Genomic DNA, 10,917 nt, shown 5'->3' on the forward strand with positions numbered 1-10,917 from the left:
GATGTCGATTGGAAAAGCCCTGAAACTGACGATCCCGGCCGCCTTCTTCGGCTATGCCGCTTTCGCCAACTACAGCCTGCTTACGTCGGATGTCGAAGGTCCGAAATGGGCCGGTCTGTGGAGCGGCGAGGTCACGCAGGAGATCGACACGATCTACCGCGCGAACCTGCCGCACCGCGACCCCGCCGTCGGCATCATCGGTGCGGTCCGCTATATCGCGCTGGGCGAAGGGCGCGACGGTGTCGTCGTCGGGCGCGACGGCTGGCTGTTCTCGGACGAGGAATACCGCCCGCTCGCAACCGCGCCGCACGGGCTGGACAAGACGGTCGGTTACATCGCCAGCGTCCGCGAGACGCTGCGCGCGGCGGGGGCCGAACTGGTGGTCGTGCCGCTTCCGGCGAAACTGGACATGGAACGCGCGCAGGCCGGTGAGGACGCTCCGTCCAAACGGATCGAACAGGACTATGCCGCCTTCCTTCGGGCGCTTGACGGGGCCGGGGTGGAAACCGTGGACACCCGCCCGGTGCTGTCGCAACGCCCGGATCCCTTCTTCCGCACCGATACCCACTGGACACCCGCCGCCGCCCGCGACGTGGCCGAGGCGGTCGCCAACTCTGGCCGTGTGGCGATCGGTGACGCGTCGTTCGACGTGGTGCCCGGCCCGGCGGTCAGCTTTACCGGCGACCTCGTGTCCTTCGTGACCTCGGACAGTCTGGCGCCCTTCGTCGGCCTGCGCCCCGAGCATGTAACGCCCTACGTGGCCGAAGCCGTGGCTGAAACCGACGCTGATGGCGGCATGGATATCTTCGGCGGCGGCGCCAGCGGGGCCTATGCGCTGGTCGGCACCAGCTATTCCGCGAACCCGAACTGGAGCTTCGCCGAAGCGCTGAAGCTGTCGCTGGCACAGGACGTGCTGAACTATGCCGAGGAGGGGCAGGGCCCCGTCGCGCCCATGGCGGCGTTCCTGTCGCGCCTTGCCTCCGGCACCGAAGAGGTGCCGCCAGTGGTGATCTGGGAATTCCCGGTTCGCTACCTGACCGATCCGGCGCTGATGGACCGCGCCGAGGAGCGGCAGGATGCGTAACGTTATCCTTGCCACGACCATGCTGGCGTTCGCAGGGCCCGCCACGGCGCAGGTTGTCGACCTTGGCACCGGCGGCAGTTCCGCCGACCCCGAGGCCAAGCGCATCGCGGTCGAGCTTGCGCCCGGGCTTCGGTCCACCCGTGATCTGCCGTGGAACCTGCGACAGGCACGGCGGCGGCTGATCGACGGGCAGACCGTTTCGATGACCGATCTGCGCCAGATGGCCGATCGCGGCGACGGCTTCGCGTCGTACCGCTTCGCCGAGCGCCTGATGGAGACGGGCAACCCCGACCTTGCCGACGACGCTGCGCATTACTACGGCATGGCCGCCGCGACCGGGCGGGCGGGGGCGATCTTCGGGCTGGTGAAGGCCGTCGATGCGATCAAGGACGTGGACGCCGTCCCGCCCCGACGGCTGGACGTGATCCGCGACATTCTTCTGGCCTATGCGCGCGCCGGGAACAGCCGCGCCATCGACGCGGTGCTTCAGTACCATCTGGATGGCGTGCCGTTCGGAAGCTTCGGCGACGACGTCGAAAGCCTTGTGCTGGCTGGCAGCGGCGACGGGGCGGTGTCGCTGCAACTGGCCACCGCGCTGCTGCAACAGCCGGACCCGACCCGCGAAGAACTGGAACGCGCCCGCGACTACCTCGAACGCGCGCAGGCGTCGGAGTCGATGCGCACCGTCCTGATCGCCGGAAACCTGCTGCCAGGGGTCGAGACGGCGCTGGCCGCGTTGCCTGCTCTGGCGCCGGACACGGATGACGCCCCCATCACGGAGGACACCCAATGAAATACCTGCTGACCACCGCCCTGATCGCACTGGCCGCTCCGGCGCTGGCCGAGACGCCTTCGGCCTTCGGATGTACCGGGCTGGAGACCGACAAGGAACTGCCCACGATCGAAGGCCGCGACGGCGTGTTCTACCGCATCCACGCGGACCTTCGTCTGCACCATTCCTTTTCGGATCAAGTCGTCGCCGACATGGCCGCCCTTAGCCGCGCGCTGGCCGAGCGGGGCACAACGCTGATCTACGTGCCGATCCCCACAAAATCCGTTGTGCTGCCGGACCTGCTGCCGGACGAGGCGCGGCTGTACGGGTTCGATCTGGAAATCGCCAGCTGGACCCACGATCAGGTGATCGAACGCCTGCAAGAGGCCGGCGTGCTGACCGTCGACGCCCGAAGCGCGATGAAGGACGCACCCGGCGACGCGCTGCCGTTCTTCCGCGCCGACTTTCACTGGACGGCCCGGGGCGCGGACCTGACCGCCGCCGCGATTGCCGACGTGATCCGGGCGCAGCCGGACTATGCGGACCTGCCGAAGACCGTGTTCGAGACCGTCGAAACCGGCATGGACACCGGCTTTTCCGGGATGCGCCGCATCCTGCAAAAGCACTGCCTGGACACGCTGCCAGAGCCGCAGACAATGACCTATGACACGGTGATCTCGAACGGTTCGGTCGATCTGGGGCAGGGCGAAGACGGTGCGATCGACATCGGCTTGGGCGACACCGGCGACGATGGTCCGGTCGACATCGGACTTGGCACGACCGACGAGGCCCCGGCGTCCGAAGATCCCGGCATCGACATCGGGCTGGGCGATGACGAGGATGCGGGCGGCGGCGGCTTCGATCTGTTCGGCGAACAGGAAGCCTCGGTGCCGGTTGCGCTGCTGGGCACGTCGTTCTCGGATTCACCGATCAACAACTTCCCCGGCTTCCTTGCCCAACATAGCGATCTGGAAGTGATCAACTACGCGATCACCGGCGGCAACCAGTTCGGCGCGATGATCTCGTACATGACGTCCGCCGAGTTTCAGGAAAACCGGCCAAGGTTCCTTGTCTGGGAGAACCCGATCTACAACAACCTCGCCCAGTACGGCGACCAGCCCATGCGCGAGCTGATCGCGGCGGCGCGCGGCGCCTGCGACACCCCGCTGGACGCGACCCTGAACGACAGCCGCACGGTCCTGACCGCCGATCTGGACGGGATGGATCTTGATGCCAGCGACAGCCTGTTCCTCGACACGTCGGGGTCTGCCGGGCTGGAGGCGCGGTTCACCTTCGTGTCCGCTGATGGCTACCGGCGCACCAAGTCCGTGGCCCGAGGCGAACGCCTGCGCCGGACCGGGCGGTTCTACATGCCACTGTCCGCCCTGTGGCCGGATGGCCCGGTGCAAGTCGAAATCGAGATGTCGCAAGTCTACGGCGCGGCTCCGACCCTTTCCGTGTGTTCCAACCAAAGCGAGGAAAAATCATGAAATCTCGTCGTTTCGTACTGGCCGGGATGCTGGCCCTGTCTGCCGCGACCGGCCCGGTCATCGCGCAGGATGACGGTCTGTATCAGGATGTGTTCGACCCGAATTCCAGCTTCATCCGCGTGCTTGCCCCGGACGAAGCCTTCGCCACTGTCGACGGCACAGAGGTGCGCAACCTCGACGAGGGCGTGTCGTCCTACGTCAACGTGATGCCGGGCAGTGTCGAGGTGGCGCTGCCGTCGGCCACCACCAGCATCGAGGTCGCGCCAAGCAGCTACTACACGGTGGTGCTGTCCGAGGCGGGCGAACCCGAGGTGCTGACCGACACGATGGTCAACAGCCCGTCGAAGTCGGACGTCAGCTTCTACAACCTCACCGGCAACGACGCAGTCGAGCTGTACGTTCCGGCCGCCAAGGCGGTGGCCATCGGCGATGTCGCGCCCGGCCTTGGCAAGTCCGTCGCCCTGAAGGCGCCGCTGACGCTGGATTTCGAACTGCGCGCGGATGGCGAAACCCTCGCCTCGGTCGCGGCGGTCGAACTGAAGCGCAAGGCGGGCGTGTCCATCGTCCTGACCGAACTGGATGGCGCCTATACCGCCATCGCGGTTCCCAACAGCTACACCCAGTAAGACGATCAGCCCGAGGGGGGCGAACCGCATGACATCCCGAACCGACCTCCGCCCTGTCCGGCGTATTGCCCGAACCCTCGTGCTTGCGGCGGCGCTGCCCATCGTGGCGGCGCCCCGCGCCCCGGCAGACACCATCGACCTTGTCTTTCGCCCGCCCGAAATGGCGCCGCAAGAGGTCTGCATCGCCCGTCCGCCGGACGAAGAGACCGTGGCCCTGTGGTCCGACTGGGACGGGGGCGCGCTGCCGGATATGGAGTCGGATTTCGTGCGGCGGGATCTGAAGCGCCTGCAACAGATCGACGCCCGCCGCTGGTTCGGCACCATCGACGCGATGATCGACCGGCTGGCGGAACGCGACCCCAAGTTCGCTGGCCGCAACGCGCTGCTGACCCGCATTCAGGCGATGGAGGACGCGGGCCGCTACGAAGAACTGCGCGCGCGGCGGCTGGTGCCGGATCTTGCGCGGATGGAAGGATCGGATTCGCCGCGCATCCAGAACGCCCTGTCGCGGTTCTATCGCGATGGTATCGGCGTGGAACGCGACAATGCCCGCGCGGACGAGCTGCTGATCGCGGCGGGCTATGGCGGCAACGCTGACGCGCTGCTGACCCTGTCGCAACTGGCCGCCGAGGGCCGTGCCCCGGAAGGCTGGGACGTGCCGGTCGATCTTGCCGTCACGATGGCCTTCGGGTCGCTGGTGGGCGAGCTGAACCCGACCATCTGCGACCGCACCTCGCGCATCGCCCGTGAATACCACAACGGCGAAGTCGTCACCCACGACGCACGCCTTGCCCACGACTGGTATCGCTTCACCGCCGATCTGGGCGACGACTATGCCGCGTGGAAAGTGGTCGAATATCACATGCAGGCGGAAGGCTTCGAAAAGGACAACGACGTCCTGCTGAAGTACCTGACGCAGGCGTCCGACGGCGGGCTGAGCTATGCCCAGATCGAACTTGGCCGCCTGTACGAAGCCGGATCGCTGGTCGAACACGACCTTGACCGCGCCCTGTCCCTGTACAAGGCCGCGGCCGCTGGCGGCGGCCGTCCCGGCCTGACCCGCGTCGCGCTGTTCCTTGAAGAACATAAGGCAGAATACGCCGGGCAGCAGGACGACCGCATCGCGGCGCTGACCGCGATTTCCGAGATGAACGACGCGCCGGGCTGGGTGTTCACCCGCCTTGCGCAGAACGTGCTGGAAACCAAAGGCCGCTGGGCTGGCGAGGCGCAGGCGATGGCCCTGCTGGAAGAAGCCTCGGCGCGGGGCGACCTTGACGGCATCACCCGCCTTGCGACCATGCTGATCGCCCGCCGCCAGTCGCCCGAGGAATTCGAGCGTGCGATCGGGATGCTCAGCCGGTCGGTGTCCGTCTATGGCGGTGTGACGCCTTCAAAACGGCTGGCCGCCGCGTTCATGTGTCAGGCCGCCGACAGCCCCCGGCTGGAAGAAGCCGCCTATTGGTCCGCCACCGAAGAGGCCACCGCCTCTGCCAACATCGAGATCCCCGTGGCGCAGTTGATTGCCCTTACCCCGGAACAGAACCCGCGCGAAATCGCGATCATCCAAAGCCAGGCGCTGTATGGGCGGCCAAGCTCTCTGGCGAGCTGGCTGAAATACCTCGACTATGCCGCCTTCGCCGACGACGAGATGCGCGAGTTCTGGCAGGAATATTCCGAGCAGTACAACGACGTGCTGAACGCCCTCGCCAAGCTTGAACTGCAGCTTGCCAGCAACCCCGAACAGCGCCTTGCCGCCTTCGACATGCTGCGGCGTGAATACCAGCAGTCGGGCGCACCGGCGGCGCTGGAACTGGCGCAGGCGTTGCTGGACTATGACGCTGCCGGTGATGCCACCACGCGCGAGGATATCCTTGCGCTGCTGCGCGAACCGGCCGAAGCCGGGATCGGCGCTGCGATCCAGCTGATCGCCAGCCTCGATGCCGACGCCGCGCACCGTCAGACGATCTACGACCAATATGCCGGGGTCATCGCCGACAACGGCGACTTCGACGCGCTGGTCTTCGCCGCGCCCTTCGTTCAGGGCGAAACTCGCGATCTGTACCTGTCCCGCGCGGCCGGCGTCATGCGCTGCGACTACAAGCACGCAATGGCTATGGCGCAGTTGTCCAACACGTTGGGCGACGAGACCGAGGTGTCGCACTGGCTGGACATCGCAGAGCACCTGACCGGCCAGAACGCATGGGCGATGCGCGGGCTGGCCGAGATGAAGATGGACGCAGGCGGCCCGGATGCCGCGACCGAGGCCCAAACGCTGTTGGAGCAGGCCGTCGCGCTGGGCGACGACAGCGCATCGCGCGATCTGTTCGAACTGGCGCTTCTGGCGGATCAGCCGACCTACGATCCCGAGGGCGCGGTCGCCATGATCGACGCGGCCCGCGAGGGCGACCAATGGGAGATGCTGGCAAGCTACCTCAGCCGTTATCGCGGCGCCGACGACGCCGTGAAGGCAGAGATCGAGGCCCGCCTCGACATGCCTGTCCTGTACCGCACGGCGGCGGCGAACGGCGACATCTATTCGATGCGGGCCTACGGCCAGTATCTGCAAGAGACCGCCGAGGATGCCGACACGCTGGCCGAGTCCACCGACTGGCTGCGCAAGGCCGCAGAAGGCGGCGACACGACCGCGATGGCCGAATACGGCGAGGCGCTGGCCTTCGGCATCGGCACCCAAGCGAACCCGGCCGAGGCGGTGACCTGGCTGGAAAAGGCGGCGGCCGGTGGCAGCCGCAAAGCAACCGAAATCACCGCGCTGATCAGACTAAGCGAGGAGAGCTAACCATGAAGACCCGCACACTGACCATCTGCCTGGCCGCCGCGGCAAGCCTTGGCATCCCCGCAGCACCGGCGCTCGCCCAAACGGAAGCGGCCTGCGTCACCGTGCCAGAGCCGGTCGTCAGCCTGTCCTACGGCAGCCGCTATATCGACGACGACGACAGCCGGTCCGTGGTGGACGAGGAGTCCGAACAGGCCGTAAACGACGCGCTGCGCCCGATCGACGATTTCCTGCGAGACCTGACGTCCGAGGCCAACGCGGTGCTGCGCGGCGGTGACGACCGGCAAGAGAAGGCTGACTGCGTGGTCGCCGCCATCGCCGAATGGGCAGAGGCCGACGCCCTGTCCGATCTGGGCACCTTCAACGCCGGTCTTACCGTCGGCGCGCGCTATGCCGGCTTTGCGATGGCGTACCGACAGGTCCGCCCCTACAGCAGCCTGATGGCCGAGGGCGAGGCGATCGAGGAATGGCTGTCCACCCGCGTCCGCGAGCAGATGACCTTCTGGGAGGAAGAGGCGACGCCGGGCGCCAAGACAGGCAACCTGCGGGCGTGGGCCGCGCTGGCCGTGAACCTTGTGGGCGACATAACGGGCGACGACGACGCGCTGTTCTGGTCCGCGTCCTCGATCACCCACGTCATGTGCACCGCGCTGGACGACGGCAGCCTGCCGCAGGAAATGAAGCGCGGCAATTACGCACTGCACTATCAGTTGCACGCGATTTCGCCCTTGGTGGTCACCGCCGCGCTGCTGGAAGAGCAGGGCCTGTCGGTCAAGGACAACTGCGGCGATGCCCTGCAGCGGATCGTGATCTATGCCCTGAACGACATCGAGAACGAAGGCGCCGCCGCGATGGAATATTCGGGCAAGGAACAAAGTTACTGGGACGGCACCGAAGAACTGGAAAGCCACGAGATGGCGTGGCTTGAAGCCTATCTGACCCTGTTTCCGGACCCCGAGATCGACGCGTACGCAGAGCAGTTCCGCCCGCTTGGCAATTCCAAGCTGGGCGGATCGCAGTCGCTTTTGTGGGGCGCGCCCACGAACTGATGCGGATCGGGCGTCAGTCCTTCCGGGTGTCGTCCTTCATGACGCCTTCTAGGTTGACGCCCACCGCATCGCCGATCTTCTTCAGCGCCGGCAATGACACGGCCATGTCGAGGATCGCGCCAACGGTCTGATCCACAGGCGACCCGCCGCCGTTGCCACCCGCAGGACGGTCCAGTCCAGAAATGTGGTTGATCGAGATCCCCTTGATCTTCTCGGCGGGTTTCACGACTTCGCTCAGGATGCCGGGCAGGGCGGCCAGCCGCGCCTTTTCCATCTCCATCGCCGTCAGCGCCTCGGACCGGGTGTTCTCGGCGGCGATGCGGGCGGTTTCCGCCTCGGCAGCGGCTAGCCGTTCCAGTTTGTCCGTCTCGATCGTTTCGCGCCGGATCACCGCCTTCGTCTTGGCGACCTCTTGATCCGCGACGGCGCGCTTCGCCTGACCCTCGGTGTCCTGCTCGACGGCAACCAGCGACAGGCGCTTGCGGCGCTCGGCCTCGGCCATCTGGCGCAGGGTGGACAGGTGTTCCTCGGCCTCGATCAGCGCGGCGCGGGCAGCGGTCGCCTCGGCCTGTGCGCGGCTTTGCTCTTGGCTTTTGGCGGCGGTCTGGATCGTCTTGTCCTGCTCTGCCATCTCCAGCGCCCGAAGCTGGGCGATCTCGGCCTCGCGCACTGCCAGTTCGCGGGCGATGTTGGCGGCCTGGATCTGCTGCTCCATGCGGATGCGGGCCTGCGCCGCCTCTTGTTCGGCCTCGGCCTTGCGGCGGGCGACCTCGGTCAGTTGCGCCGCCAGCAGCAGTTCGATCTCCTGCGTCTGGGCGATCTCGGCCCGCCGCTGTTCCAGTTCGATGTCCAGCTTGCGACGGTTGGACTCTACCTCGGCTCGGCGCACCGCCACCTGCGCGTCGCCTTCGATCTCGGCCCGCTCTTTCTTGGACTGCGCGATGACCTCGGCCAGTTTGCGCATCCCGACGGCGTTAAAGGCGTTGTTCTCGTCCAACGAGTTGAAGGGCGTCTGGTCCAGCGTGGTCAGCGACACGCTGTCCAGTTGCAGACCATAGCGCGACAGCGTGTCCGTCAGGGCCTCGCGCACCTCGCGCACGAACTCGGCGCGGTTCTCGTGCAGCTCGTCCATCGACATCTGCGCGGCGACGGATCGCAGCGCGTCGATCATCATGCCGTCGATCAGGGCGGTCAGCTGGTCGGGCTGGAACGTCCGCTTGCCCAGAGTCTGGCTGGCGCGGGCAATCGCGTCGGCGTCCGGGATGACCGAGGCATAGAACTCGGCGCCCACGTCGATCCGCATCCGGTCGCGGGTGATCAGCGAGTTTTCCCCCAGCCGCGAAACATGCATCCGGATCGTCTGCATGTTGACGCGGCTGATCTGGTGGAAGAAAGGTAGCGCTAGAAGGCCCCCGTCGATCACCACCCGGCGACCACCCGCGCCGGTGCGGACTAGGGCGACCTCGTTGGTCGCACGGTCGTAGAACCACGCCGCAAGCGCGATCAGCGCGGCAGCGATGACGAGGATCAGGATGATCCAGCCCAAGGCGCTCATGTTCGTTTCCTCCCAATTTCAGGGCAAAAGATCGCAAATCTTTGCCGCGTTTGGTGCATTTGTATAAGCCGGGTTAGAACACCGGCGGGAAGTGACGGCCGCCGCGATCCAGCGTGATCCAGCGCAGTTCGGTGAAGGCGTCCAGCGACCAGCGCCCGCCGTACCGGCCCACGCCGGACGACTTCACACCGCCGAACGGGACGTGCGGCTCGTCGTTGATGTTCTGGCAGTTGACGTGGGCGATGCCGGTTTCCAGCCGCGTGGCGATCCGCAGCGCGCGGGCTTCGTCGCGGCTCCAGACGGCGCCGGTCAGCCCGTACTCGGTGTCGTTGTTCAGGGCGACCGCCTCGTCATCGGTGCCGAAACGGCAGACCACGACGACCGGGCCGAAGGTCTCGTCGTGCCAGATGTCCATCGAGCTGTCGACGTTGGTCAGCACGGTAGGCTCGACGAAGTTGTCCCATGCCTTGCCGCCCAGTTCGACCGTCGCGCCGCGCGCCACCGCATCGTCGATCAGCGCCTTCACCCGGCGCGCCTGACGGTTGTTCACCAGCGGTCCGATCACGTTGTCGCGGTCCTTGGTGTGGCCGGTGCGCAGCTTGCGGGCGCGTGACAGGAAACGGGACATGAAGTCGTCGTAGACGTCGTCCTGAACCAGCAGCTTCTCGGTCGACATGCAGACCTGTCCTTGGTGCATGAACGATCCGAAGTTCGCGGCACGGGCGGCGCCGTCAAGGTCTGCGTCGTCCAGCACGATCATCGAATCCTTGCCGCCCAATTCCACGCAGGCCTTCTTCAGGTGCGCCCCGGCCTTCGCCGCGATGTGGCGACCGACCGCGGTCGAGCCGGTGAAACTGATCGCCTTCACGTCCGGATGTTCGATCATCACGTCGCCGACGGCACCGACGCTTTCGCGCGAACAGGTGACCACGTTGAAGACGCCCGGCGGGATGCCGGCCTCTTCAAGGATCTCGGCAAAGTACAGCCCGCCCGCGTGGGGCGTGTCCTCGGACGGCTTCAGCACCACGGTGTTGCCCACCGCCAGCGCGGCGGCAAACCCGCGAGAGGTCAGGATGCCCGGCATGTTCCAAGGAGAGATCACCGAAACGACCCCCAGCGGGAACCGCGTGGCGGTCATGAACTTGCCGTGCTCGGACGGCAGCACCTCGCCGATGTTGTGGTAGCAAAGCGCCGAGGCGGACCGGAACACTTCGGACACGTAGCCTGCCTCGAACATGCCCTTGCCGAACCAGCCGCCGCCCTCGGCCACGGCGGCGTTGACGAATTCGTCCTTCCGCCGATCCCAGACGTCGGCGATCTTCAAAAGCGCATGGGCGCGTTCGTGGAACGGGCGCTCGGCCCACTCGGGGAAGGCGGCTTTCGCCGCCGCGATGGCCGCGCGGACGTCGTCGGGGCTGCCATCGGGGATGCGGGCGTACAGCGTGTCGTCGGACGGGTTCAGGTCGTCGAAGGTGCGGGCGGCGGGGGTCCACCTGCCGCCGATGTACATGCCCCGGATCTCGGGGCCGCTGGTCTGGTCAAGCATC

The 10,917-nt window shown here is 66.6% G+C and carries 8 protein-coding genes; 6 read left to right on the plus strand and 2 right to left on the minus strand.

The features are described from left to right. The first annotated feature begins 1 nt into the window (after position 1). Genes P1K30_RS14985 through P1K30_RS15010 form a run of 6 tightly spaced genes read left to right on the plus strand, consistent with a single transcriptional unit; the run spans position 2 to position 7,815 of the window. Entirely contained in the window at positions 2 to 1,084 is a 1,083-nt protein-coding gene (locus tag P1K30_RS14985) for an alginate O-acetyltransferase AlgX-related protein (RefSeq protein ID WP_275633562.1), read from the plus strand. Beyond that, positions 1,077 to 1,877 carry a hypothetical protein gene (locus P1K30_RS14990; RefSeq protein WP_275633563.1) on the plus strand — a complete coding sequence of 267 codons (801 nt, stop codon included), beginning with the start codon at positions 1,077 to 1,079 and terminating at the stop codon, positions 1,875 to 1,877. Before P1K30_RS14985 ends, P1K30_RS14990 begins: the two co-directional genes overlap by 8 nt. After that, positions 1,874 to 3,346: an alginate O-acetyltransferase AlgX-related protein gene (locus P1K30_RS14995; protein ID WP_275633564.1), complete on the plus strand. Its 1,473-nt coding sequence runs from the start codon at positions 1,874 to 1,876 to the stop codon at positions 3,344 to 3,346. The genes P1K30_RS14990 and P1K30_RS14995 overlap by 4 nt, the downstream gene beginning before the upstream one ends. Beyond that, positions 3,343 to 3,972 (plus strand): alginate O-acetyltransferase AlgF, encoded by a 630-nt coding sequence (locus P1K30_RS15000; RefSeq protein WP_275633565.1) that lies wholly within the window; start codon positions 3,343 to 3,345, stop codon positions 3,970 to 3,972. Before P1K30_RS14995 ends, P1K30_RS15000 begins: the two co-directional genes overlap by 4 nt. Before the next feature lie 28 nt (positions 3,973 to 4,000). Then, positions 4,001 to 6,769: a tetratricopeptide repeat protein gene (locus P1K30_RS15005; RefSeq protein ID WP_275633566.1), complete on the plus strand. Its 2,769-nt coding sequence runs from the start codon at positions 4,001 to 4,003 to the stop codon at positions 6,767 to 6,769. A gap of 2 nt (positions 6,770 to 6,771) precedes the next feature. Then, positions 6,772 to 7,815 (plus strand): alginate lyase family protein, encoded by a 1,044-nt coding sequence (locus P1K30_RS15010; RefSeq protein ID WP_275633567.1) that lies wholly within the window; start codon positions 6,772 to 6,774, stop codon positions 7,813 to 7,815. A 13-nt stretch (positions 7,816 to 7,828) separates the two neighbouring features. On the opposite strand, the gene P1K30_RS15015 is transcribed toward P1K30_RS15010, so the two are convergent. Together P1K30_RS15015 and P1K30_RS15020 are read right to left on the minus strand one after the other, a co-directional pair. Further along, entirely contained in the window at positions 7,829 to 9,370 is a 1,542-nt protein-coding gene (locus P1K30_RS15015) for a flotillin family protein (RefSeq protein ID WP_275633568.1), read from the minus strand. A gap of 73 nt (positions 9,371 to 9,443) precedes the next feature. Further along, positions 9,444 to 10,916, minus strand: a complete 1,473-nt coding sequence (locus P1K30_RS15020) for an aldehyde dehydrogenase family protein (protein WP_275633569.1) — start codon at positions 10,914 to 10,916, stop codon at positions 9,444 to 9,446. Position 10,917 lies beyond the last annotated feature (1 nt).

The organism is Psychromarinibacter halotolerans, from assembly GCF_029168315.1.
Classification (GTDB): domain Bacteria; phylum Pseudomonadota; class Alphaproteobacteria; order Rhodobacterales; family Rhodobacteraceae; genus Psychromarinibacter; species Psychromarinibacter halotolerans.